We start from the raw sequence: 25,496 nt of genomic DNA on the forward strand, positions 1-25,496 counted from the left end.
AGGAGACACACATGAAAAAGAACTCACTTGCGCGGCTTGCCTCATTCTGTTTCGCGGTTGCCGCCGGCACCGCGCTAACGTTCGGGGGCGCGCAAGCGGCCGACGACGCCGTGAAGATCGGCTTCATCACCGACATGTCGGGGTTGTACGCGGATATCGACGGGCAGGGCGGTCTCGAGGCGATCCGCATGGCGGTCGCCGACTTCGGCGGCAAGGTCAACGGCAAGCCGATCACGGTGCTGTACGCGGATCACCAGAACAAGGCGGACATCGCCGCGTCGCGCGCGCGTGAATGGTTCGACCGCGATGGCGTCGACATGCTGATCGGGGGCACGAATTCGGCGACCGGGCTGTCGATGAACACCGTCGCGGGCGAGAAGCACAAGGTCTACATCAACGTCGGCGCGGGTGCCGATACGCTGACCAACGAGCAATGCACGCCCTACACGATTCACTATGCGTACGACACGACTGCGCTCGCGAACGGCACGGGCTCTGCGGTGACGAAGCAGGACGGCAAGACGTGGTACTTCCTGACCGCCGACTACGCATTCGGCAAGGCGCTCGAAAAAGCGACCTCGGACGTCGTGAAGGCGAACGGCGGCCAGGTGCTCGGCTCGGTGCGTCATCCGTTGTCGGCGTCGGACTTCTCGTCGTTCCTGTTGCAGGCGCAGGCATCGAAGGCGCAGATTCTCGGCCTCGCGAATGCCGGCGGCGATACGGTCAACGCGATCAAGGCCGCGAAGGAATTCGGCATCCCGAAGACGATGAAGATCGCCGCGCTGCTGATGTTCATCGACGACGTGCACAGCCTCGGTCTGGAGACCACCCAAGGCCTCGTGCTGACCGACAGCTGGTACTGGAACAAGGACGCCGAGACGCGCAAGTGGTCGCAACGCTACTTCGACAAGATGAAGAAGATGCCGTCGAGCCTGCAGGCTGCTGATTACTCGGCGACGATGAACTATCTGAAGGCGGTGCAGGCGGTGGGCACGACCGATCCGGACAAGGTGATGGCGCAGCTTCGCAAGACGAAGATCGACGACTTCTATGCGAAGGGCTACATCCGCCAGGACGGCAGCATGATTCACGACATGTACCTGATGCAGGTGAAGACGCCCGCCGAATCGAAGGAGCCGTGGGACTACTACAAGATCATGGCGACGATTCCGGGCGAGCAGGCCTTCACGACCAAGGCGCAGACCCGTTGCGCGTTGTGGAAGTAAGCGCGCGCGTACGGCGTTTTCGCGAGTCATGGCGGCCAGCCGTTTCACGTGCCGCGCACGGTAGACGCTATTGCCGTCTACCGTGCGCGGCACGGATCGTGCGTGACCGATCTCACCTTGACGATGGCTTGAAGGGCTAAGGGCTTCAATGGACATCTTTGGCGTTCCGCTACCGGCGATGCTGAGCCAGCTTCTGCTCGGGCTCGTGAACGGCTCGTTCTACGCGATACTGAGCCTCGGGCTGGCGGTGATTTTCGGCCTGCTCAACGTGATCAATTTCGCGCATGGCGCGCTGTTCATGCTCGGCGCGATGCTCGCGTGGATGGGGCTGTCGTATTTCAATCTGCCGTACTGGGTGATGCTCGTGCTCGCGCCGCTGATCGTGGGGCTCGTCGGCATCGCGATCGAGCGCTCGATGCTGCGCTGGCTCTACAAGCTCGATCATCTATACGGACTCCTGCTGACTTTCGGGCTCACGCTCGTGATCGAAGGCGTGTTCCATTCGATCTACGGGTCGTCCGGCCAGCCGTACGACGTGCCCTCGGCGCTCTCGGGCGCGACCAATCTCGGTTTCATGTTCCTGCCGAACTATCGCGCGTGGGTCGTCGTCGCGTCGCTCGTCGTGTGTTTCGCTACGTGGTTCGTGATCGAGAAGACGCGGCTTGGCGCGTACCTGCGCGCGGGCACCGAAAACCCGAAGCTCGTCGAGGCGTTCGGTGTCAACGTGCCGCTGATGATTACGCTCACGTACGGCTTCGGCGTCGCGCTCGCGGCGTTTGCCGGCGTGCTCGCCGCGCCGGTCATTCAGGTCTCGCCGCTGATGGGCCAGCCGATGATCATCACCGTGTTCGCGGTGGTCGTGATCGGCGGGATGGGTTCGATCATGGGCTCGATTCTGACCGGCCTCATGCTCGGCGTGATCGAAGGACTCACGCGCGTGTTCTACCCCGAAGCGTCGGCGACCGTCGTCTTCGTGATCATGGCGCTCGTGTTGCTCGTGCGTCCGGCGGGTCTCTTCGGCAGGGAAAAATGATGCAGAGAAAAATTCTCTACGGTCTGCTGCTGATCGTGCTGCTCGCGGTGCCGGTGCTCGGCATCTATCCGCTCTTCGTGATGAAGGTGCTGTGCTTCGCGCTGTTCGCGGCGGCGTTCAATCTGCTGATCGGCTACACGGGGCTCCTCTCGTTCGGGCACGCGATGTTTCTCGCGTCGGCCGGCTACGCGACCGGCTATGCGATGCAGACGCTCGGATTCTCGCCCGAGCTGGGCGTGCTGGCCGGCACCGCGACGGCGACGCTGCTTGGGCTTGTGGTCGGCTTCTTCGCGATTCGCCGGCAAGGCATCTACTTTGCGATGGTGACGCTCGCGCTCGCGCAGATGGTCTACTTCGTGTTTCTGCAGGTGCCGTTCACGCATGGTGAAGATGGTCTGCAAGGCGTGCCGCGCGGCAATCTGTTCGGCGTGCTCAGTCTCTCGTCTGATGTCGCGCTGTATTTCGTCGTGCTGGCGGTGATGGTCGCGGCGTTTCTGCTGATCGTGCGCATCGTGCATTCGCCGTTCGGGCAGGTGCTCGTCGCGATCAAGGAAAATGAGCCGCGTGCGGTGTCGCTTGGCTACGATACCGATCGCTTCAAGCTGCTTGCGTTCATTCTGTCGGCGGGTCTTGCCGGTCTCGCGGGTTCGCTCAAAGTGCTGGTGCAAGGCTTCGAAACGCTGAGCGACGCGTACTGGACCATGTCCGGCCTCGTGATCCTGATGACGCTCGTGGGAGGCATGGGCACGCTGTTCGGACCGTTGCTCGGCGCCGCGCTGATCGTTTCGCTCGAAGACCGTCTCGGCGATATCGGTTCCGCGCTCGCATCGGTGACGGGCATCGACTGGTTCCGTTCGCTCGGCGAGTCGGTGACGATCGTCACGGGTCTGATTTTCATTGCCTGCGTGCTCGCGTTCCGGCGCGGTATCGTCGGCGAGATCGTCGCGCGCGTGCGGCCGCTGCGCGCGTGATGGGGCGTTGCTTGATGCAGTGCGATATGAAAATTGCTTCGGGATCCGATTTAATTCGCGCATGCTGAAGATCCGATGAAATGGACACCTTTACGTGCGAGTTGCATAATGCATAGCCGAAATACACGAACGTGCCCCAATTCGGTGCCGCAGTGCACCACTAGGGTAATTGCTAGTTGTTACCGGAAGGGGGGGCGTTTATTCTTCATGCAGTTCTGATGCACCACGAATTTGCAGGTGGAGAACGAGGAGACAATTGAGGCACTCAGTGCCCAGACGAAAGCGCTGTTGGATTGATATCCAACAGCGCTTTTTATTTGTGCTTTTCAAAAAGCAGTGGCGAATTAATCCGCTAATCCGGCAGCTATTTTTTATTCGCCGTCTGAATTCCTGCACCGCTGTATTTACACATCACAACCCTGCAAAACGCTTGCAGCACGGCGCGGGCGTCCGCTAAACTCGCTATTCACCGACCATGCGGTCGGTATTTAAGTCTGCGGATTTAAATTCAATTGAATAACGGGGTTACTAGAGGAGCAGGATGAAGTCGGCATTGCGTTGGATCAGCGCGGCATTGGTCGCTACCGGGGTATCGGCTGCATGGAGCAACCATGCATTCGCGGACGTGAAAATCGGTGTCACGGTGTCGGCAACGGGGCCGGCCGCATCGCTCGGTATTCCGGAAAAGAACACGATTGCGCTGCTGCCCAAAGAGGTCGCGGGCCAGAAAATCGATTACATCGTGCTCGATGACGCAACCGATTCCACCCAGGCGGTCAAGAACGCCCGCAAGCTTACCAGCGAAGATCACGTCGACGCGCTGATCGGCTCGACCGTCGTGCCGAATTCGCTTGCCATGATCGACGTCGCCGCTGAAACCTCCACGCCGATGATCTCGATGGCCGCGGCCGCAGGTATCGTCGAACCGATGGACGCGAAGCGTGCATGGGTCTTCAAGACGCCACAGAACGACATCCTGATGGCTACCGCGATCGCACAGCATATGGCGAATCACGGCGTGAAGACGGTTGCGTTCATCGGCTTTTCAGACGCATATGGCGAAAGCTGGTTCAAGGAATTCAGCAAGGCCGCCGATCTCGCGAAGATCAAGATCGTCGCGAACGAGCGTTTCGCGCGCAACGACGCATCGGTCACGGGCCAGGTGCTGAAGATGATGTCGCAGAACCCGGATGCGGTGCTGATCGCCGGGGCGGGCACACCGGCTGCGCTGCCGCAGAAAACGCTCAGGGAGCGCGGCTACAAGGGCAAGTACTATCAGACGCACGGCGTCGCGAACAACGACTTCCTGCGCGTGTGCGGCAAGGATTGCGAAGGCACGTGGCTGCCTGCCGGCCCGCTGCTCGTCGCCGATCAGCTGCCCGATTCGAACCCTGTGAAGAAAACCTCGCTTGCATACAAGCACGCGTATGAAGCCGCTTATGGCGCAGGCTCGGTGTCGACGTTCGGCGGTCACGCCTGGGACGCGGGCTTGCTGTTGCAGCATGCGATCCCGCTCGCGCTGAAGAAGGGCCAGCCGGGCACGCCGGCGTTCCGCGAGGCGCTGCGCGCAGCGCTCGAAGGTACGAAGGACATGCCCGCGTCGCACGGCATCTTCAACATGAGCGCGAACGACCACGCTGGTCTCGACCAGCGGGCGCGCGTGATGGTGCAGATCGTCGACGGCAAGTGGAAGCTGGCCGGCGACTGAGCGGAGGCGAGGCGCGACAGGATTCCATCGAAAAAGACGCGTGCGATTGACGCGTCTTTTTTATTGCCTGTGAAGCGGGAAAAGTGTGGTTCCGTTGCTTCAGGACAAACCCGCATTGGGCCCGCGCTCTATTGACCGTCGATGATGCAGAACGCAAACTACTAACATATTAGTGGTTTATGGAAACAGAAGCACGCCGGAGAAAGCGTGACCGTCGTAACAGTAGTCGCCGTGATGGATGAGAGGAGCGGTATCCAACAGAACGAGCAAGGTATTCGCGCCGGGCAGGGAAAACCATGCTTGGCACACCTGAACTCGCTTACTAGATTCAGACACCCGGCCCTCTAAGCCGGTTTACAGATAGCGCTTCAAAGCGTTTGGAGACTCGCAATGAAAAAGACAAGGCAATGGGTTCGCACCGGTATCGCAATGGCGCTGATGTGCGGCGCAGGTGCGGCGTTCGCGCAGGTGAAGATCGGCGTGACGTTGTCCACTACGGGGCCGGCTGCATCGCTCGGGATTCCTGAGAAGAACACGATTGCGTTGCTGCCGAAGGAGATCGGCGGCAAGACCGTGCAGTACATCGTGCTCGACGACGGGTCCGACACCAGCAAGGCCGTGCAGAACACGCACAAGCTGATCGACGAAGACCACGTCGATGCGATCATCGGCTCGACCGTCACGCCGAATGCGCTCGCGATGCTCGATCCCGCCGCCGAAGGCAAGACGCCGGTGATCTCACTCGCGGCGTCGGCGGCAATCATCTCGCCGATGGACGCGAAGCGCGCATGGGCCTTCAAACCGCCGCAGAACGACAGCCTGATGGCCGACGCGATCGCCGATTACATGGCGCGCCACGGCGTGAAAACGGTCGGCTTCATCGGCTTTTCGGATGCCTACGGCGATAGCTGGAACACGACGTTCGACGCCGCGGCCAAAGCGCACAATCTGAAGATCGTCTCCAACGAGCGCTTTAACCGCACCGACGCCTCGGTGACGGGCCAGGTGCTGAAGACGATGGGCACGAATCCCGACGCGGTGCTGATCGCCGGCTCGGGCACGCCCGCGGCGCTGCCGGCCAGGACGCTCAAGGAGCGCGGCTACAAGGGCAAGATCTATCAGACGCACGGCGTCGCGAATAACGACTTCCTGCGCGTGTGCGGCAAGGATTGCGAGGGCGAGCTGCTGCCGGCCGGCCCGATTCTCGTCGTCGATCAGTTGCCGGATTCGAACCCGGTGAAGAAGTCGTCGGAAGCCTACAAGAACGCGTACGAGAAAGCCTATGGCGCGGGCTCGGTGGCGACCTTCGGCGGTCACGCATGGGATGCCGGCCAGATGCTGCAGGCCGCGATTCCGGTCGCACTGAAGACCGCGCAGCCGGGCACGCCCGAGTTCCGCGTAGCGTTGCGCAGCGCGCTTGAAAACATCAAGGAGCTGCCGGTGTCGCACGGCATCATGAACACCACGCCGACCGACCACAACGGCCTCGACAAGCGCGCACGCGTGATCGTGGAGGTTGTCGACGGCAAGTGGAAGCTGCAGAACGACTAAAGACCATAAACAAAGACAACAAGCGGTACGCGCCTCTCGCGCAATCTGCGGTGCATGACGCCGCATTGCCATTGTGTTCGATGACAATGGCAACGACCGCCGCGCCCGGACACGGCGCGGCGGTTGTCTTTTCAGACATTGCAGGTTGATGGACGGCCACCGGCCGCGCCGTCACGACTGTCTCCCGGTTTTTCGATTTCGACGCTTCAGGACGAGGAAGTATGGATCTATCAATTGCGGCGATCCTCGCGCAGGACGGCATCACCACCGGCGCGATCTACGCGCTGCTGGCGCTTGCGCTGGTGCTGGTGTTCTCCGTGACGCGGGTGATCTTCATCCCGCAGGGGGAGTTCGTTTCGTACGGCGCGTTGACGCTCGCCGCACTGCAGACGCAGAAATTTCCGGCCACCTGCTGGCTGCTGATGGCGATGGGCGCCGCGTGCTTCGTCGTCGAGACGGCGGCGGTGTTGCGGCATGCCGAGCGGCGGCGCCATGCGGTGCGCACGCTGCCGGTGCTGGCGGGGAAGTATCTGCTGTTTCCGATTGCGGTGTATGCGCTCACGCGAGGCATTTTCCTGCAACCGCTGCCGATGATCGTGCAGATCGCATTGACGCTGCTGATCGTGATTCCGATGGGACCGTTCGTCTACCGGCTCGCGTATGAGCCGATCGCGGAGGCCACCACGCTGCTGCTGCTGATCGTCGCGGTGGCCGTGCACTTCGCGATGGTCGGCCTCGGGCTCGTGATGTTCGGCGCGGAAGGCTCGCGCACCAATGCATTTTCGGACGCGACGTTCAATGTGGGCAGCCTGTCGATCTCCGGGCAGAGCCTGTGGGTGATCGGCACCGCGGTCGTGCTGATCGGGGCGCTGTATCTGTACTTCGATCGCTCGATCTCGGGCAAGGCCTTGCGCGCAACCTCGGTGAACCGGCTCGGTGCGCGGCTCGTCGGCATCGGCACGACGCAGGCGGGGCGCCTCGCGTTCACGCTCGCGGCGGGGCTCGGCGCGCTGTGCGGCATCCTCGTTGCGCCGCTCACCACGATCTACTACGACTCGGGCTTCCTGATCGGTCTGAAGGGCTTCGTGGGGGCGATTATCGGCGGCCTGGTCAGTTATCCGCTGGCGGCGGCCGGCTCGATCCTGGTCGGTCTGCTGGAGTCGTATTCATCATTCTGGGCGAGTGCCTATAAGGAAGTGATCGTGTTCACGCTGATCATCCCGGTGCTGCTCTGGCGCAGTCTTGCCAGCCCGCATGCCGAAGAGGAAGAGGAGTGACGCGATGAAACGGATCATGCAAAAGAAGTTCTTCTGGCTGTTCCTCGTGGTGCTGTTCGCGTTGCCCGTGCTGCCGCATCCGATCCACGTGCCTGAGTACTGGGTCACGCTGCTGAACTACATCGGCCTGTATTCGATCGTCGCGATCGGCCTCGTGCTGCTGACCGGCATCGGCGGGATGACGAGCTTCGGGCAGGCGGCGTTCGTCGGCATCGGCGCTTACGCGACCGCGTATCTGACGACGAGTTACGGTGTCTCGCCTTGGCTCGCGCTGATCGCGGGTGTGATCGTGACGGCGTTGATCGCGCTGATGCTCGGCCTCGTGACGATGCGGCTGTCCGGCCACTTCCTGCCGCTCGGCACGATCGCGTGGGGGCTTGCGCTGTTCTACCTGTTCGGCAATCTCGACATGCTCGGCAAGTACGACGGCATCAACGGCATTCCGGTGCTCAATGTTTTTGGGATCAACCTCGAGTCCGGCCGCCATATCTACTACCTGATCTGGGTGGTCGTGCTCGGCGCGGTCATCTCTGTTCAGAATCTGCTTAATAGCCGGCCCGGCCGCGCGATTCGCGCGCTGCGGGGCGGCGGCCTGATGGCCGAGGCGATGGGCGTCAATACGGGCTGGATGCGCGTCGTGATCTTCGTCTATGCGGCGGTGCTCGCGTCGGTGTCAGGCTTTCTGTATGCGCATTTGCAGCGCGCGGTGAATCCGACGCCGTTCGGTCTGAATCACGGCATCGAATTCCTGTTCATGGCGGTGGTGGGGGGCGTTTCGCACGTGTGGGGCGCGGTGCTCGGCGCGGCGATCCTGACCGTGCTGCAGGATTATCTGCAAACGCTGCTGCCGAAGCTGCTCGGCGAAAACGGCAACTTCGAAGTGATCGTGTTCGGCATTCTGATGGTGCTGCTTCTGCAATACGCGCGGCAGGGCGTGTGGCCGTTCGTCGCGCGCTTTTTTCCTCGTGGCCCGCGCGCGCATCTCGCGGATCATGCCGAGCCGTTGCCGCAACGCAGCAGGCCGCAGACAGGTGAAAACCTGCTCACGGTGAACAAGGCGCGCAAGCAGTTCGGCGGCCTCGTCGCGGTGAACGACGTGAGCTTCGAGGTGAAGGCGGGACAGATCATCGGATTGATCGGCCCGAACGGCGCCGGCAAGTCGACCACCTTCAACCTCGTGACCGGCGTGCTGCAGGCGACGAGCGGCGAGATCACGTTTCGCGGCGAGCGCATCGATGCGCTCAGTTCACGTGAAATCGTCAAGCGCGGGATCGGCCGCACGTTCCAGCACGTCAAGCTGCTGTCCGGCATGACGGTGCTCGAGAATGTCGCGATCGGCGCGCATCTGCGAGGTCATGCGGGCGTCTGGCGCAGCGTTGTGCGGCTGAATAGTGCGGAAGAAGCACGCCTGATGGCTGAGGCGGCCCGGCAGATTCGCCGGGTCGGGCTCGAACAGCATATGTATGACGAGGCTGGCAGTCTCGCGCTCGGCCAGCAGCGGATTCTCGAGATTGCTCGCGCGCTCTGTTGCGACCCGACACTGCTGTTGCTCGACGAACCGGCTGCCGGTCTGCGTTATCAGGAGAAGCTGCACCTCGCCGATCTGCTGCGCCGTTTGAAGGCTGAAGGGATGAGCGTGCTGCTGGTCGAGCACGACATGGATTTCGTGATGAATCTCACCGATCGCCTCGTGGTGATGGAGTTCGGCACGCGAATCGCGGAAGGTTTGCCGCAGGAGGTGCAGCAGGATCCGGCGGTGCTCGAAGCGTATCTGGGCGGGGTGGAGTGATGGAGAGCGCAATGAATGCAGGAGCGGCCGGCGTGCCGATTCTCGGCGTGGACGGTTTGTCGGTCCGCTACGGCAAGGTCGAGGCGCTGCACAGCGCGGCGATCCAGGTGCGGGCGGGGCAGATCGTTTCGGTGATCGGTCCGAATGGTGCAGGCAAGTCCACGCTGTTGAACGCGATCATGGGCGCATTACCGAGCACCGGTCATGCGAAGGGCGCGATCAACTATCAAGGCGAGGACGTCAGCGCGATACCCGTCGAGAAGCGGGTCGCGCGCGGCATGTGTCTGGTGCCCGAAAAGCGTGAGCTGTTCGCGTCGATGACGGTCGAGGACAACCTTGTGCTCGGTGCCTACCGGCGCAAGCGGGCAGGGGAGCGCAATTTTCTCGATCAGCTCGAACCGGTGTTCGAACTGTTTCCACGGCTGAAGGAGCGTCGCAAGCAGGCGGCTGGCACGTTGTCTGGCGGCGAGCGGCAGATGCTGGCGGTCGGCCGGGCGCTGATGGGCAAGCCCGACCTTCTGATGCTCGACGAGCCGAGCCTCGGTCTCGCGCCGCTGATCGTGAAGGAGATTTTCCACATCATTAGCGCACTGCGACAGACGGGGGTGGCGACGCTGCTGATCGAGCAGAACGCGCGCGCCGCGCTGCAGATCTCCGACTACGGCTATGTGCTCGAAACCGGCGAACTGGCTTTGGAAGGACCCGCAGCGGATCTTGCGCAAAATCCGCGCGTGATCGAAACCTATCTCGGTCTGGCGAAAAAAGTGGCGTAGCTCCGTATTTTTTATCGGCTGCCGTCATTTTTAGCGGTGTGTTTCACGTGAAACACACCGCTTTTTTATTGATTAGCCATTCGGACGAAATTCGGGCCTAAACCGAACCCGTTATAATTCGCCCATACATTTCCTTTGAAGGCTCACGCGACGATCTGGCGTGAGATCTCGCGATGCTTTTTCCCACAGAATTTGACGTAATCGTCGTCGGCGGTGGTCATGCCGGTACTGAGGCCGCTTTGGCGTCGGCGCGCATGGGCAACAAGACGCTGTTGTTGACCCATAACATCGAAACGCTCGGTCAGATGAGCTGCAATCCGTCGATCGGCGGCATTGGCAAGGGCCATCTGGTCAAAGAAGTCGACGCGCTCGGCGGTGCAATGGCGGCCGCAACCGACGAAAGCGGCATCCAGTTTCGGATCCTGAATTCGTCGAAAGGGCCGGCGGTCCGGGCGACGCGTGCTCAGGCAGACCGTGTGCTGTACAAGGCTGCTATCAGGCATCGGTTGGAAAATCAGCCGAACCTGTGGCTGTTCCAGCAGGCTGTCGACGATCTGATGGTGGAAGGCGATCGGGTGGTCGGCGCTGTCACGCAGGTCGGGATTCGTTTCAGGGCGCGCGCAGTCGTGCTGACGGCTGGGACGTTCCTCGACGGCAAGATTCACGTGGGCCTGAACAACTACACCGGTGGCCGTGCGGGCGATCCGGCGGCGGTCTCACTGTCCGCACGGCTCAAGGAACTGAAGCTGCCGCAAGGGCGGCTCAAGACCGGTACGCCGCCCCGCATCGACGGCCGGACGATCGATTTCTCGCAACTCGAAGAGCAGCCGGGCGATCTGGACCCAGTGCCGGTGTTCTCGTTCCTTGGGCGCGTCGATCAGCATCCGCGGCAAGTGCCGTGTTGGGTCACGCATACGAACGCCCGCACGCATGACATCATCCGCAATGGTCTCGACCGGTCGCCGATGTACACCGGCGTGATCGAAGGGGTGGGGCCGCGCTACTGTCCGTCTATCGAAGACAAGATTCACCGCTTTGCGTCGAAAGAATCGCATCAGATTTTCCTGGAACCGGAAGGGCTGACGACCAACGAGTTTTATCCGAACGGGATTTCCACGAGCTTGCCGTTCGACGTACAGCTGGAACTGGTGCGCTCGATGCGCGGGCTGGAGCACGCGCACATTCTGCGGCCCGGCTATGCGATCGAGTACGATTATTTCGATCCGCGTGGGCTGAAGGCGTCGCTGGAAACCAAGGTCATCAACGGGCTGTTCTTTGCCGGGCAGATCAACGGCACGACCGGCTATGAAGAGGCAGCGGCGCAAGGTCTGCTGGCAGGTATCAACGCCGGTTTGCAGGTGCAAGGCAAGGAGGCATGGTGCCCGCGCCGCGATCAGGCTTACCTGGGCGTACTGGTCGATGATCTGGTCACGCGTGGCGTGTCCGAGCCGTACCGGATGTTCACAAGCCGCGCCGAATATCGTCTGAGCCTGCGCGAAGACAACGCCGACATGCGCTTGACCGAAGTCGGCCGCGAGCTTGGCGTGATCGACGACGTTCGTTGGGATGCTTTCAGCCGCAAGCGCGACGCTGTTTCACGTGAAACAGAGCGTCTTCGTACAACGTGGGTCAATCCTAAGACGTTATCCGCCGACGAAGCGACGGCCTTGCTCGGCAAGCCGATCGATCACGAGTACAGCCTCGCGGACCTGCTGCGCCGCCCGGGCGTTAGCTACGACGGTGTCTGCGGCTTGCGTGCCGGCACGTGCGGCGCGCCTGAAGTGCTTGCTGAAGATGAAGTGCTGCTCGCTCAGATCAAGGAACAGATCGAGATCGGCATCAAATACCAAGGCTATATCGACCGCCAGGCCGGTGAGATCGAGCGGAACGAGGCGCACGAAAACACGCGTCTGCCCGAAGGGCTGGACTACGCGGAGGTTCGTGGGCTGTCGTTCGAGGCACGCCAGAAGCTGATGCAGTTCCGGCCGGAGACGATCGGCCAGGCTTCCCGCATCTCGGGCATCACGCCGGCGGCCATCTCGCTGCTCATGGTTCATTTGAAGCGAGGCCTCGGTCGTCGTCCGACGAAACCCGCCGAGTCCGGTACCGACAGCAAGCCGGTGGCGCAATGACGGCAGGGCAGAAGCGTGTCGACCAGCCGGCATTGGCGTCGCTGCTGGCGGACGGCGTTCGTGAGCTGGGCCTCGATCTCGGCGATGCCCAGCAGCGCAAGTTGCTCGATTACGTCGCGCTGCTGGCGAAATGGAACGCGGTCTACAACCTGACGGCGATTCGCGATCCGCGGCAGATGCTGATCCAGCACATCCTCGATTCGCTTTCGATCGTGCCGCACCTCGCGTCGCGCGGCCCGTCTTCGGTGCTCGACGTTGGTTCTGGCGGCGGCCTGCCTGGCATCGTGTTGGCGATCGTGCTGCCCGAATGGACCGTCACCACGAACGATATCGTTCATAAAAAGACGGCTTTCCAGGCGCAGGCCAAGGTAGAGCTCGGCCTCACGAATCTGTCGGTCGTGACGGGCCGGGTCGAGACGTTGCGGCCCGGTGCCGAAGTGCCGGCAAAGTTCGACGTAATTGTCTCGCGTGCATTCGCAGAACTCTCGGATTTCGTTACACTGGCCCGTCATCTGGTTGCGGAGCAGGGCGCGATCTGGGCGATGAAAGGTGTGCGGCCGGATGGCGAAGTTGAACGTTTGCCGGCGGGCGCGCACGTGGAACAGGTCATCCGGCTGAACGTGCCGTTTCTCGACGCCGAACGGCATTTGCTCAAGGTTCGGGTGGGCGCCGAAAGCTGACGGTCCACTTCCACGACAGCCGGCATCCCCAACGATTTTCACTTCATCAAGCAGCAAAAGGGACACACCAACGATGGCAAAAATCTTCTGCGTTGCGAACCAGAAGGGAGGCGTCGGCAAGACGACCACCACAGTCAATCTGGCCGCGAGCCTGGCAGCGCAGGGACAGCGTGTCCTTCTCATCGATCTGGACCCGCAGGGCAACGCCACGATGGGCAGCGGCATCGACAAGGCCGAGTGCGCGAACACCGTGTACGAGGTGCTCGTGGACAATGTGTCCGTGGTCAATGCGCGAGTCCGGCCAGAGGCCGTCGGTTATGACGTACTGCCTGCGAACCGCGAACTCGCGGGCGCCGAGGTGGAACTCGTCAGCATGCAGAACCGTGAGCGTCAACTGAAGGTAGCGCTCGCGGCGATCGAGGGCGAATACGACTTCGTGCTGATTGACTGCCCGCCGGCGCTGTCGCTGCTGACGCTCAACGGCCTGTGCGCCGCGCATGGCGTCGTGATTCCGATGCAATGCGAATACTTCGCGCTCGAAGGTCTGTCCGATCTCGTCAACACGATCAAGCAGGTGCACGCCAATCTGAACCGTGACCTGAAGGTGATCGGCCTGCTGCGTGTGATGTTCGATCCGCGCATCACCTTGCAACAGCAAGTCTCGGATCAGTTGAAAGAGCATTTCGGCGACAAGGTGTTCGACGCGGTGATCCCGCGCAATGTGCGGCTTGCCGAGGCGCCCAGCTACGGGTTGCCCGGCGTGGTGTTCGACAGGGCGTCGCGTGGCGCGCAGGCGTACGTGCAGTTCGGCGCTGAAATGATTGAACGGGTGCGCGCATTGAACGACGCGCCCCAAGCATCCTAAGTGGATCGAGGGAGCACGATGAACGCAGTAGCAAGAAAGAAAGGATTGGGCCGCGGTCTGGAGGCATTGCTCGGCGGCACCGCGGATATCACCGAAGCGGTCGTGATCGACAGCGCGCCGAATGTGCTGCCGCTTGGCAAGATGCAGGCGGGCAAATACCAGCCGCGCACACGGATGGACGAAGGCGCGCTGCAGGAGCTTGCCGCCAGTATTCGTGCCCAAGGGCTGATGCAACCGATTCTCGTGCGCCCGATCTCAGCGGACAGATACGAGATCATTGCCGGCGAGCGGCGTTTTCGCGCCGCGCGCCTCGCGGGGCTCGAAGAGGTGCCGGTACTCGTAAAGGACGTGCCGGACCAGGCGGCCGCCGCGATGGCGCTGATCGAGAACATTCAGCGTGAAGATCTGAATCCGCTCGAAGAGGCTCAGGGCATCCAGCGTCTGCTGGACGAATTCCACTTTACACACGAGCAGGCAGCGGAATCGGTTGGCCGCTCGCGCAGTGCGGTGTCGAACCTGCTGCGTCTGCTCAATCTCGCAGCGCCAGTGCAAACCATGCTGCTTGCCGGCGATCTGGACATGGGGCATGCTCGCGCGCTGCTCGCCGTCGACGCGGCGACGCAAATCACCCTGGCCAATCAGGTCGTCAACAAGCGCCTGTCCGTGCGCGAGACCGAAAAACTGGTCGCCTCGACGACGAAGACGACGCCTGCCGTCAAAGCGCGCGCGAACCCGGATGGCGGTCGCGATACGCGGCGACTTGAAGAGGAGCTGTCGGACTTGTTGTCAGCTACCGTGAAAATCAAGCTCGGCCGACGCGGCCGCGGCCAGGTGCTGGTGGACTTCGGCGATCTGGACGCGTTGGAAGGCATTCTTGTCCGCTTGCGAGGCAATGCCAACGTCTGACCGGCGATGGGTGGAGTAGGGCGCTGAACGGCCTGTGGATAGTGCATTGGTAGTTTAGGTGCATAAGCCGATCGGCGCGCTTCCGACATATTCGGTGGAGCGGGGCGCTGTGGTTTTGAGAGCCCTCGCTCGAGCTTCATCCGGCGGTCGTGTTTTCCTCCGCAGTTCGTGGCCCGTGATTGCCGTGGATTCCTAAGTAATTGGGCGTCGAATAATCAGTAATGCCAGGTTCAGGCAGCCGATTACACTTACGCAACGACGGGGACGACCTTACGGCCCGCTATCATCAGCGAAATTGTTCACCCTCTCAAGGCACGTTTGCGCATAGCTTCTACCGGTGCCGTGCCCGTTCAATCCGTCTCGCCAAAACCGGTATTTGTTGCATTTTCGAGACGTCTGCCACAGCGCCGAAACAGCCTATCGGCTAGCTTCAATCTGCGCGACTCCTGGTAACGGTTTTGTCGTCCCACGCCCGCCTTACATTTGACGTGCTTCGCGTTGCCCGGACGCGTTTTACCGCATCGTGAAGGCGCGTTTCACGCCGTTGCAGGCCGGCCTAAAGTCTTGAATTGCCTGCAACTATCGCTTACAATCGCCCGGATTTAATTGCACGGCAACCCCGTAAGCACGATGTAAGCTTGCGGACTGGAACGAGATTTTCGGAACATTGCGATGGCGGTCAAAACGTCGAATCTGTCGCCGAAGAATGGGCACGACGAACACCGCACTGAACGCTCCGTTTCCGATGCGTCCTCCAGTCGGCAGTTCGACCCGGGCGAAGCGTGGGATGACGCGCAGGAAGATAACAACATCGTTCCGCTCACGCGGGCCGAGGCAGAGAAGCTGTTTGGTCCTGGCGTGGGTCGTCCGTCGCGCGTGACGCCCTTCAGGGTCGTCGCAGCGCAAGTGGTTTTGTCCCTGGTTGCTACGTTGGTGTGGTGGCTGTTTTATAAGCCGCCGGGCGCTGCTGCGCTGTCCGCGTTCCTGGGGGGAGCGATCTGCTGGGTGCCGGGCGCGTTGTTCGCGGCACGTTTGATAAAGCAGCGCGGCGCCGAGACCGTGATGAGCTGGATGATCGGCGAAGCGCTCAAGATGGGGACAACGATTGCGATGTTTGTCGCGATCGCCTTCTGGTATCACGACGTACGCTGGATTCCGCTGCTCGTGACCTACCTCATCGCGCTGAAGACTTACTGGATCGCCTTGGCGTGGCGCTAAGGTAGCAGCACAAAAATAGCGGCAGAAAGAATTTCAGGCCGGTGCGTGGCGCCGGCAACAGGTGTGCGGATATGACAGGCTGCGCACCCGGTGCGTTCTCGCAATAGAGCATTTCGGCGGGAGCGGCCTCAGACGATTTTCGACAATTTGGGTGGCTTTAACGATATGGCAGCTAGCGAAGGCACGCGAGCAATGGACCCGTCCGAGTACATTGCGCATCACTTGCAGAACTTTTCCACCGCACACCAGACGTCGATTTTCGACATCCACGTGTGGAATCTGGACACCCTCTTCTGGTCGATCGTTTGCGGCCTGGTTACCATCCTCGTGCTGCATCTCGCTGCCCGCAAGGCGACGTCCGGCGTGCCGGGCCGTTTCCAGTGCGCGATCGAAATGCTCGTCGAAATGGTCGAGGATCAATCGAAGGCGATGATCCACGGCTCGCGCACCTTCATCGCGCCGCTGGCACTGACCGTGTTCGTCTGGGTCGCGCTGATGAACTCCCTCGACTTCATTCCCGTCGACCTGCCGGGCCGCGTGATCGGCTGGCTGGGTCTGTCCGAAGTCATTCCGCACCACCGCCTCGTGCCGACCGCCGACCTGAACGGCACCCTCGGTATCGCACTCGGCGTGTTCGTGCTGATGATTTACTACAACTTCAAGATCAAGGGCGCCGGCGGCTTCGTGCATGAACTGCTGTCCGCTCCGTTCGGCGCGCATCCGCTCCTGTGGATCCCGAACCTTGCACTGAACATCATCGAGTTCGTCGCGAAGACGGTTTCGCTCGGCATGCGGCTGTTCGGCAACATGTATGCGGGTGAACTGTTGTTCCTGCTGATTGCCCTGCTCGGCAGCATCTGGAGCTTCGGCGCGGACACGACGGTGCTTGGCTTCATCGGCCACGTGATCGCCGGTACCGTATGGTCGATCTTCCACATCCTGATCGTTCTGCTGCAGGCGTTCATTTTCATGATGCTGACGCTGGTGTACATCGGCCAGGCACACGACTCGCACTAACCTGCGTGGTCGGCAAAGAATCGTAGTTTTTTAAATCCCAGTTCCAACCAGTTCTAAAAGACTTTTCACAAAGGAGTGATCATGCAAGCTTTCATCGCCAACATCCAGGGTCTGACCGCCATCGGTATCGGCATCATCATCGGCCTGGGTGCAATCGGCGCCTGTATCGGTATCGGTCTGATGGGCGGCAAGTACATCGAAGCATGTGCTCGTCAGCCGGAACTGATGAACCCGCTGCAAACCAAGATGTTCCTGCTTGCTGGTCTGATCGACGCGGCGTTCCTGATTGGCGTTGGTGTGGCAATGCTGTTTGCGTTCGCGAACCCGCTGCTGTCGAAGCTGGCAGGCTGAGGTTCCTCGGAGGTTTGCGTCTGAGCTATAACTGGTAAAGACGCAGGGCGGAACGGGTACTGGGGCGCTGATCGAAGACAGAATCGATGAGCGCCTTGCCGTTTCACTTTCCGAACAAGCAACATTTAAGGAAACACCGTGAATCTCAACGCAACCCTGTTTGCGCAAATGGTCGTGTTCCTGATCCTCGCGTGGTTCACGATGAAGTTCGTGTGGCCGCCGCTGATCAATGCCCTCGACGAGCGCTCGAAGAAGATCGCTGACGGTCTGTCCGCCGCGGAAAAGGGCAAGCAGGAACTCGACGCCGCTCACAAGCGCGTCGACCAGGAACTCGCCCAGGCTCGCAACGACGGCCAGCAACGCATTGCCGACGCTGAAAAGCGCGCGGTCACAGTCGCTGACGAAATCAAGGCTCAGGCACAGGCTGAAGCCGCTCGCATCATCGCGCAAGCGAAGGCCGACGCGGAGCAGCAAGTCGTGAAGGCGCGCGAAACGCTGCGCGGCGAAGTCGCTGCACTCGCCGTGAAGGGCGCTGAACAGATCCTGAAGCGCGAAGTCGACCAGGCAGCTCATGCTGACCTGCTGAATCAACTGAAAGCCGAGCTCTGATCATGGCCGAACTTGCAACCATCGCCCGTCCGTACGCGGAAGCGCTCTTTGGCGTGGCCGAAGCTGGTGACATCGCCGCCTGGTCCACGCTCGTGCAGGAGCTGGCACAGGTTGCGCGTCTGCCCGAAGTGCTGTCGATCGCCTCGAGCCCGAAAGTGAGCCGCGCCCAGGTTGGCGATCTGCTGCTGGCCGCGGTCAAGTCGCCGCTCAAGGACAACGCGCAAGCGAAGAATCTGGTGCAGATGCTGGTGGACAACCATCGCCTGCAATTGCTGCCGGAAATCGCCTCGCAGTTCGAAGAGTTGAAGAACGCCCGCGAAGGGGCGGCAGATGTGCTGATCGTCAGCGCATTCCCGCTCGAAGGTGCGCAGTTGAACGAACTCGTCGCGAGTCTCGAACGCAAGTTCCAACGCAAGCTGAAGCCGACGGTCGAGGTCGACCCGTCGTTGATCGGCGGCGTGCGCGTGACGGTCGGCGACGAAGTGCTCGATACATCGGTCCGCGCGCGGCTTGCCAGCATGCAGACGGCCCTGACGGCCTGAAGCGCCTCGCGCTTTAGCGGCTGGCACGCAACAGAATTGACTATCAGGAGCGAATAATGCAACTCAATCCCTCTGAGATCAGCGAGCTGATCAAGAGCCGGATCCAGGGCCTTGAAGCGAGCGCAGACGTTCGCAACCAGGGCACCGTGATCTCCGTGACCGACGGTATCGTGCGCATCCACGGCCTGTCGGAAGTGATGCAGGGCGAAATGCTCGAATTCCCGGGCAACACCTTCGGTCTCGCACTGAACCTCGAGCGCGACTCGGTCGGCGCCGTGATTCTGGGTGAGTACGAACACATTTCGGAAGGCGACATCGTCAAGACGACGGGCCGCATTCTCGAAGTGCCGGTGGGTCCGGAACTGCTCGGCCGCGTGGTCGACGCACTCGGCAACCCGATCGACGGCAAGGGCCCGATCAACGCGAAGAAGACCGACGCAATCGAAAAGATTGCCCCGGGCGTGATCTGGCGTAAGTCGGTTTCGGAACCGGTGCAAACCGGTCTGAAGTCGATCGACGCGATGGTGCCGGTTGGCCGCGGTCAGCGTGAGCTGATCATCGGCGACCGCCAGTGCGGCAAGACCGCCGTCGCAGTCGACGCAATCATCAACCAGAAGGGCAAGAACCTCTTCTGTATCTACGTCGCGATCGGCCAGAAGGCTTCGTCGATCATGAACGTGGTGCGCAAGCTGGAAGAAACCGGCGCGCTGGAATACACGATCGTCGTGGCCGCCTCGGCTTCGGAATCGGCTGCGATGCAGTACCTCGCGCCGTACGCCGGCTGCACGATGGGCGAATACTTCCGCGATCGTGGCCAGGACGCGCTGATCGTGTACGACGACTTGACCAAGCAGGCTTGGGCATACCGTCAGATCTCGCTGCTGCTGCGCCGCCCGCCGGGCCGTGAAGCTTACCCGGGTGACGTGTTCTATCTGCACTCGCGTCTGCTCGAGCGTGCTGCTCGTGTCTCGGAAGAGTACGTCGAGAAGTTCACGAACGGCGAAGTGAAGGGCAAGAGCGGTTCGCTGACGGCGCTGCCGGTCATTGAAACGCAGGCAGGCGACGTGACCGCATTCGTTCCGACGAACGTGATCTCGATTACCGACGGCCAGATCTTCCTTGAAACCGACCTCTTCAACGCAGGTATCCGCCCGGCAATTAACGCTGGCGTGTCGGTGTCGCGTGTGGGTGGCGCGGCTCAGACGAAGGTCGTGAAGAAGCTGTCGGGCGGTATCCGTACCGACCTCGCGCAGTACCGTGAACTCGCTGCGTTCGCGCAGTTCGCATCGGACCTCGACGAAGCGACCCGCAAGCAGCTCGAGCGCGGCCGCCGCGTGACGGAACTGCTCAAGCAGCCGCAGTATCAGCCGCTGCAGGTGTGGGAACTGGCTGTGTCGCTGTTCGCGGCGAACAACGGCTACCTCGACGACCTCGAAGTTGCTCAAGTCCTGCCGTTCGAGAAGGGCCTGCGCGACTACCTGAAGTCGAGCCATGCTGACCTGGTCAAGCGCATCGAAGACACCAAGGAACTCTCGAAGGACGACGAAGGCCTGCTGCACACGGCCGTCAAAGACTTCAAGAAGTCCGGCGCTTATTGATCCGCGAGTGATCTGCAAGGCATAAACGGATCTTGAAGCGGCGCGGGCCGCATGCGAATGCCCCCGCGCTGCTTCGACCGCTTTGCATGGGGCTCGGGTAAGCGCTGAAGCGCTAACCCGGGTCGACAAAGGAGCAAGCAATGGCTGGAATGAAGGAAATTCGCGGCAAGATCAAGAGCGTGCAAAACACGCGCAAGATCACGAAAGCGATGGAGATGGTGGCCGCATCGAAGATGCGCCGCGCTCAGGAGCGCATGCGCGCTGCTCGCCCGTATGCCGACAAGGTCCGCGACATCGCTGCGCACATGAGCCGTGCGAACCCCGAGTATCGTCACCCGTTCATGGTGTCGAACGAAGGCGCGAAGGCGACCGGCATCATCCTCGTCACGACCGACAAAGGTCTGTGCGGCGGGATGAACACCAACGTGCTGCGCGCATCGCTGCAGAAGTTCAAGGAACTGGAAGGCCAGGGCAAGACGGTCGAGGCAACCGCGATCGGCACCAAGGGCCTGGGTTTCCTGAACCGTCTGCACGCGAAGGTCGTGTCGAACGTCGTGCATCTGGGCGACACGCCGCATCTGGAAAAGCTGATCGGCGCGGTGAAGGTGCAACTCGACCTGTTCTCGGAAGGCAAGATTTCGGCGGTGTACCTCGCGTACACGCGCTTCGTCAACACGATGAAGCAGGAGCCGGTGATCGAGCAGCTGTTGCCGCTGTCGGCGGAACAGTTCGAGCGCACGGAAGAAGACGGCACCACGCCGAGCACCCAGTGGGACTACATCTACGAGCCGGATGCGCAGGCAGTGGTGGACGAACTGCTGGTGCGTTATGTCGAAGCGCTGGTCTATCAGGCCGTCGCGGAAAACATGGCATCGGAGCAGTCGGCCCGGATGGTCGCCATGAAGGCCGCTTCGGACAATGCGAAGACGGTCATCAACGACCTGCAGCTCGTATACAACAAGAGCCGTCAGGCCGCGATCACGAAAGAACTGTCGGAAATCGTCGGTGGTGCGGCGGCTGTCTGACCTTGATGGTCGGCAAGCCGCACATGTGATGTGCGCCCGCCGCGGCGCACCCACCGAAACTGCGCCTTTGCGCGAGTGAAGAATTGAGTATCTAAAGGAAAAGCGATGAGTACTACTGCTTTGGTAGAAGGCAAGATCGTACAGTGCATCGGCGCGGTGATCGACGTGGAATTTCCGCGTGAATCCATGCCGAAGATTTACGACGCGCTCATTCTCGAAGGTTCGGAACTGACGCTCGAAGTCCAGCAGCAGCTGGGCGACGGCGTGGTCCGCACCATCTGTCTGGGTGCATCGGACGGTCTGCGCCGTGGCACGATCGTGAAGAACACCGGTAAGCCGATCAGCGTGCCGGTCGGCAAGCCGACGCTCGGCCGGATCATGGACGTGCTGGGCCGTCCGATCGACGAAGCCGGTCCGATCTCGAGCGAAACCACGCGCGCGATCCACCAGAAAGCTCCGGCGTTCGACGAACTGTCGCCGTCGACCGAACTGCTCGAAACCGGCATCAAGGTTATCGACCTGATCTGCCCGTTCGCGAAGGGCGGCAAGGTGGGTCTGTTCGGTGGCGCGGGTGTGGGCAAGACCGTGAACATGATGGAGCTCATCAACAACATCGCGAAGGAACACGGTGGTTACTCCGTGTTCGCCGGCGTTGGCGAGCGTACCCGCGAAGGGAACGACTTCTATCATGAAATGAAGGACTCGAACGTTCTCGACAAGGTGGCGCTGGTGTACGGCCAGATGAACGAGCCGCCGGGCAACCGTCTGCGCGTCGCGCTGACCGGCCTGACGATGGCCGAGCACTTCCGTGACGAAGGCCTCGACGTGCTGTTCTTCGTCGACAACATCTACCGTTTCACGCTGGCCGGTACCGAAGTGTCGGCACTGCTCGGCCGTATGCCGTCGGCAGTGGGCTATCAGCCGACGCTGGCTGAAGAAATGGGTAAGCTGCAAGAGCGTATTACGTCGACCAAGACCGGCTCGATCACGTCGGTGCAGGCCGTGTACGTCCCTGCGGACGACTTGACCGACCCGTCGCCGGCTACGACCTTCGGCCACCTTGACGCAACCGTCGTGTTGTCGCGTGACATCGCTTCGCTCGGTATCTACCCGGCAGTCGACCCGCTCGATTCGACCTCGCGTCAGATCGACCCGAACGTGATCGGCGAAGAGCACTACTCGATCACGCGCGGCGTGCAGCAAACGCTGCAGCGCTACAAGGAACTGCGCGACATTATCGCGATTCTGGGCATGGATGAACTGGCGCCGGAAGACAAGCTCGCCGTGGCGCGCGCTCGTAAGATCCAGCGTTTCCTGTCGCAGCCGTTCCACGTCGCTGAAGTGTTCACGGGCTCGCCGGGCAAGTACGTGCCGCTGAAGGAAACGATCCGTGGCTTCAAGATGATCGTTGAAGGCGAATGCGATCACCTGCCGGAGCAGGCGTTTTACATGGTCGGCACGATCGACGAAGCCTTCGAAAAGGCCAAGAAGATCCAGTAAAGGTCGGGTGTAACGAAGCGGGCGCCGCAGTCCGCGCTGACCGGATGCTTTTGCAGCATCCGGTCGCAAACCCGGCGCTTCTTATTACGCTCAACCCGCCTTGCATGGGACGAGGGTAAGCGCTAAAGCGCTCACTCTCGTCGACAGGAGTCGACACTTATGGCAACCATCAAAGTAGACGTCGTCAGCGCGGAAGAGCAGATCTTCTCGGGCCAGGCGAAGTTCGTCGCGCTGCCGGGCGAAGCCGGTGAACTCGGCATTCTGCCGGGCCACACGCCGCTCATCACGCGGATCCGTCCGGGTGCGGTGCGCATCGAAGCTGAAAACGGCGAAGAAGAGTTTGTGTTCGTCGCCGGCGGCATCCTCGAAGTCCAGCCGGGCGCGGTGACGGTTCTCGCCGACACCGCGATTCGCGGCAAGGATCTCGACGAAGCCAAGGCCGAAGATGCGCGCAAGCGCGCGGAAGAAGCGCTGCAGAACACGGGCTCGAACCTCGAATACGCGACCGCGCAAGCGGAACTCGCGTACGCGACGGCTCAGCTTGCTGCGATCCAGCGCCTGCGTAAGCTGCGCGGTCAGCACTAAGGCAATACGTAGTAGAAAAGAGCAGCCCTCGTGGCTGCTTTTTTTTGACATCTAGTTGACGTTTACGGAAAGGTCAGTACGCTCCACGGGATTAGGAAAAGGACGGCCATTCGTCGCAATCCGTGCGATGCGCTGCGGGTAAGACTTGATGCCGGCCGGACATAGGCCGGTGGCACAATCGATTTCAAATGTATTTCAATCGAGCGAGCTTTCGCTCACGGAGACATCACCATGGCAACGCATATGTCGAGCGAAAGTGCGCTCATCGCGCCCAAAGACGGACTGTCGTACGTGCGCGGGTCGAGCGAAATTCCGTTGAGCGAAGCGACTGTCGGCGAATTTATGCGCGAGACCGCAGCGCGCTTTCCCGATCGTCCGGCCGTGGTGTTTCGCGAGCAGCGCATCCGCTGGACGTGGAAGGAGTTCGCGGAAGAAGTGGACGTGCTTGCGTCCGGACTACTCGCCCTCGGCATAGAGAAGGGCGATCGCGTCGGCATCTGGTCGCCGAACCGCGTCGAGTGGCTGCTGACCCAGTTCGCGACCGCGCGCATTGGCGCGATCCTCGTCAACATCAATCCGGCCTATCGGCTCGCGGAACTCGAATACGCGTTGAACAAGGTCGGCTGCAAGGCAATCATCGCGGCCGAGCGTTTCAAGACGTCGATGTATCTCGAGATGCTGCAGGAGCTCGCGCCCGAACTGGCGACGCAGACACCGGGCGAGCTTCACGCCGCGCGGCTGCCCGAGCTGCGCTACGTGATCCGCATGTGCGATACGGAAACGCCGGGCATGCTGAGCTTTTCCGACGTGATCGAGCGTGGGCGGGCCTCGCTCGATGCCGCGCGGTTCGATGCGATCGGCGCCACGCTGTCGTGTCACGAGCCGATCAACATCCAGTTCACGAGCGGCACGACGGGCAATCCGAAGGGCGCGACGCTGACGCACAGCAACGTGGTGAACAACGCGCGCTATATCGCGATGGCGATGCGTCTCACCGAGCAGGACGGCCTGTGCATTCCCGTGCCGCTCTATCACTGCTTCGGGATGGTGCTGGCGGTTCTCGCATGCGTGTCGGTCGGCGCGAACATGGTATTTCCCGGCGAGGGTTTCGACCCGGCCGCGACGCTCGCTGCGACCGCTGAAGAAAAGTGCACCGCGCTGCACGGCGTGCCGACGATGTTCATCGCCGAACTCGATCACCCGGATTTCGCGTCCTACGACTTCTCGCGTCTGCGCACAGGCATCATGGCGGGTTCGCCGTGCCCGATCGAAACGATGAAGAAGGTCGTCTCGAAGATGCATCTGGGCGAGATCACCATCGCATACGGGATGACGGAAACGAGCCCGGTGTCGTTCCAGAGTTCGACGACCGATCCGCTCGACAAGCGCACCACGACGGTGGGCCGTATCCAGCCGCATCTCGAAGTGAAGATCGTCGATCCGCTCGGCAACATCGTGCCGGTCGGCGAAACGGGCGAGCTATGCACGCGCGGCTACTCGGTGATGCTCGGCTATTGGGACGACGACGCGAAGACGCGCGAGAGCATCGTTGACGGCTGGATGCACACCGGCGATCTTGCGACGCTCGATAGCGAGGGCTACTGCAACATCGTCGGCCGCCTGAAGGACATGCTGATCCGCGGTGGAGAAAACATCTATCCGCGCGAGATCGAAGAGTTTCTGTTCCGCCATCCGAAGATCCAGAGCGTGCAGGTGTTCGGCGTGCCCGATGCGAAGTACGGCGAGGAGGTTTGTGCGTGGGTCGTGCTGCGCTCGGGCGAACAGGCGACCGCCGAAGAGATCCAGCAATTCTGCCAGGGGCAGATTGCGCACTACAAGGTGCCGAAATACATCCGTTTCGTCGACGAACTACCGATGACCGTGACCGGCAAGGTGCAGAAATTCATCATGCGCGAACGGATGATCAGCGAATTGAAGCTGAAGGAGGACAAGACGGCATGACGCTGCCGACGCGCTCGCAGCACCGGGATCGGACAAGAACGGGACTGGACGCTGCGGGGAGCATTTGCGCTTTGCGCAAACGTTTGAATGGACGAAAAAAAAGCGGGCCTGGAGCCCGCTAAAAACCACACGCTACGGGGTTAGCGCGAGGAGACCAAAGAAGGGACCGGATATCACG

Annotated in this window: 22 protein-coding genes; all 22 read left to right on the forward strand. The window is 61.4% G+C overall.

The features are described 5' to 3' along the window. The first annotated feature begins 11 nt into the window (after positions 1-11). The 22 genes from B9Z01_RS11575 (at position 12) to B9Z01_RS11685 (ending at position 25,318) form a co-directional block, all read left to right on the forward strand. Entirely contained in the window at positions 12-1,226 is a 1,215-nt protein-coding gene (locus B9Z01_RS11575; RefSeq protein WP_085482998.1) for an ABC transporter substrate-binding protein, read from the forward strand. A 148-nt stretch (positions 1,227-1,374) separates the two neighbouring features. Beyond that, the gene (locus B9Z01_RS11580; protein WP_085483000.1) at positions 1,375-2,259 is read left to right on the forward strand and encodes a branched-chain amino acid ABC transporter permease; all 885 of its coding nucleotides are present in this window, start codon (positions 1,375-1,377) and stop codon (positions 2,257-2,259) included. Then, entirely contained in the window at positions 2,259-3,230 is a 972-nt protein-coding gene (locus B9Z01_RS11585; protein ID WP_085483524.1) for a branched-chain amino acid ABC transporter permease, read from the forward strand. The genes B9Z01_RS11580 and B9Z01_RS11585 overlap by 1 nt, the downstream gene beginning before the upstream one ends. Before the next feature lie 541 nt (positions 3,231-3,771). Beyond that, positions 3,772-4,938: an ABC transporter substrate-binding protein gene (locus tag B9Z01_RS11590; RefSeq protein WP_085483002.1), complete on the forward strand. Its 1,167-nt coding sequence runs from the start codon at positions 3,772-3,774 to the stop codon at positions 4,936-4,938. A gap of 390 nt (positions 4,939-5,328) precedes the next feature. Further along, positions 5,329-6,489 carry an ABC transporter substrate-binding protein gene (locus B9Z01_RS11595; protein WP_085483004.1) on the forward strand — a complete coding sequence of 387 codons (1,161 nt, stop codon included), beginning with the start codon at positions 5,329-5,331 and terminating at the stop codon, positions 6,487-6,489. A gap of 221 nt (positions 6,490-6,710) precedes the next feature. After that, positions 6,711-7,766, forward strand: a complete 1,056-nt coding sequence (locus B9Z01_RS11605) for a branched-chain amino acid ABC transporter permease (RefSeq protein ID WP_085483008.1) — start codon at positions 6,711-6,713, stop codon at positions 7,764-7,766. 4 nt (positions 7,767-7,770) lie between these two features. Then, complete coding sequence (locus B9Z01_RS11610) at positions 7,771-9,555, forward strand: branched-chain amino acid ABC transporter ATP-binding protein/permease (protein WP_085483010.1); 1,785 nt, start codon at positions 7,771-7,773, stop codon at positions 9,553-9,555. After that, a complete protein-coding gene (locus B9Z01_RS11615; protein WP_085483012.1) occupies positions 9,555-10,328 on the forward strand; it encodes an ABC transporter ATP-binding protein in 774 nt (257 codons plus the stop codon). The genes B9Z01_RS11610 and B9Z01_RS11615 overlap by 1 nt, the downstream gene beginning before the upstream one ends. A 173-nt stretch (positions 10,329-10,501) precedes the next feature. Beyond that, positions 10,502-12,460, forward strand: coding sequence for a tRNA uridine-5-carboxymethylaminomethyl(34) synthesis enzyme MnmG (gene mnmG / locus B9Z01_RS11620; RefSeq protein WP_085483014.1), 1,959 nt, complete (start codon positions 10,502-10,504; stop codon positions 12,458-12,460). Further along, positions 12,457-13,140 carry a 16S rRNA (guanine(527)-N(7))-methyltransferase RsmG gene (gene rsmG / locus B9Z01_RS11625; RefSeq protein WP_085483016.1) on the forward strand — a complete coding sequence of 228 codons (684 nt, stop codon included), beginning with the start codon at positions 12,457-12,459 and terminating at the stop codon, positions 13,138-13,140. The genes mnmG and rsmG overlap by 4 nt, the downstream gene beginning before the upstream one ends. 73 nt (positions 13,141-13,213) lie before the next feature. Then, a complete protein-coding gene (locus tag B9Z01_RS11630; protein WP_085483018.1) occupies positions 13,214-14,005 on the forward strand; it encodes a ParA family protein in 792 nt (263 codons plus the stop codon). Between the two features lie 18 nt (positions 14,006-14,023). After that, positions 14,024-14,911, forward strand: a complete 888-nt coding sequence (locus tag B9Z01_RS11635) for a ParB/RepB/Spo0J family partition protein (RefSeq protein ID WP_085483020.1) — start codon at positions 14,024-14,026, stop codon at positions 14,909-14,911. A 672-nt stretch (positions 14,912-15,583) separates the two neighbouring features. Further along, positions 15,584-16,129 carry an ATP synthase subunit I gene (locus B9Z01_RS11640; protein ID WP_085483022.1) on the forward strand — a complete coding sequence of 182 codons (546 nt, stop codon included), beginning with the start codon at positions 15,584-15,586 and terminating at the stop codon, positions 16,127-16,129. Between the two features lie 165 nt (positions 16,130-16,294). After that, positions 16,295-17,146, forward strand: coding sequence for a F0F1 ATP synthase subunit A (gene atpB, locus B9Z01_RS11645; protein WP_085483024.1), 852 nt, complete (start codon positions 16,295-16,297; stop codon positions 17,144-17,146). Between the two features lie 81 nt (positions 17,147-17,227). Then, a complete protein-coding gene (gene atpE / locus B9Z01_RS11650) occupies positions 17,228-17,497 on the forward strand; it encodes a F0F1 ATP synthase subunit C (RefSeq protein WP_007180033.1) in 270 nt (89 codons plus the stop codon). 138 nt (positions 17,498-17,635) lie between these two features. Continuing rightward, positions 17,636-18,106, forward strand: a complete 471-nt coding sequence (locus B9Z01_RS11655; RefSeq protein WP_085483026.1) for a F0F1 ATP synthase subunit B — start codon at positions 17,636-17,638, stop codon at positions 18,104-18,106. A 2-nt stretch (positions 18,107-18,108) separates the two neighbouring features. Beyond that, positions 18,109-18,648: a F0F1 ATP synthase subunit delta gene (locus B9Z01_RS11660; protein WP_085483028.1), complete on the forward strand. Its 540-nt coding sequence runs from the start codon at positions 18,109-18,111 to the stop codon at positions 18,646-18,648. A gap of 56 nt (positions 18,649-18,704) precedes the next feature. Beyond that, complete coding sequence (atpA, locus tag B9Z01_RS11665) at positions 18,705-20,246, forward strand: F0F1 ATP synthase subunit alpha (RefSeq protein ID WP_085483030.1); 1,542 nt, start codon at positions 18,705-18,707, stop codon at positions 20,244-20,246. Positions 20,247-20,386: 140 nt separating this feature from the next. Continuing rightward, positions 20,387-21,271: a F0F1 ATP synthase subunit gamma gene (atpG, locus tag B9Z01_RS11670; RefSeq protein WP_085483032.1), complete on the forward strand. Its 885-nt coding sequence runs from the start codon at positions 20,387-20,389 to the stop codon at positions 21,269-21,271. Between the two features lie 105 nt (positions 21,272-21,376). Further along, positions 21,377-22,771 carry a F0F1 ATP synthase subunit beta gene (gene atpD, locus B9Z01_RS11675; RefSeq protein WP_085483034.1) on the forward strand — a complete coding sequence of 465 codons (1,395 nt, stop codon included), beginning with the start codon at positions 21,377-21,379 and terminating at the stop codon, positions 22,769-22,771. A 159-nt stretch (positions 22,772-22,930) separates the two neighbouring features. Next, on the forward strand, positions 22,931-23,356 hold the full coding sequence (locus tag B9Z01_RS11680) for a F0F1 ATP synthase subunit epsilon (RefSeq protein ID WP_011490288.1): 426 nt from the start codon (positions 22,931-22,933) through the stop codon (positions 23,354-23,356). Positions 23,357-23,587: 231 nt separating this feature from the next. Next, positions 23,588-25,318, forward strand: a complete 1,731-nt coding sequence (locus B9Z01_RS11685; protein WP_085483036.1) for an AMP-binding protein — start codon at positions 23,588-23,590, stop codon at positions 25,316-25,318. Positions 25,319-25,496 lie beyond the last annotated feature (178 nt).

The sequence above is a fragment of the Paraburkholderia susongensis genome (assembly GCF_900177725.1).
Classification (GTDB): Bacteria; Pseudomonadota; Gammaproteobacteria; order Burkholderiales; family Burkholderiaceae; genus Paraburkholderia; species Paraburkholderia susongensis.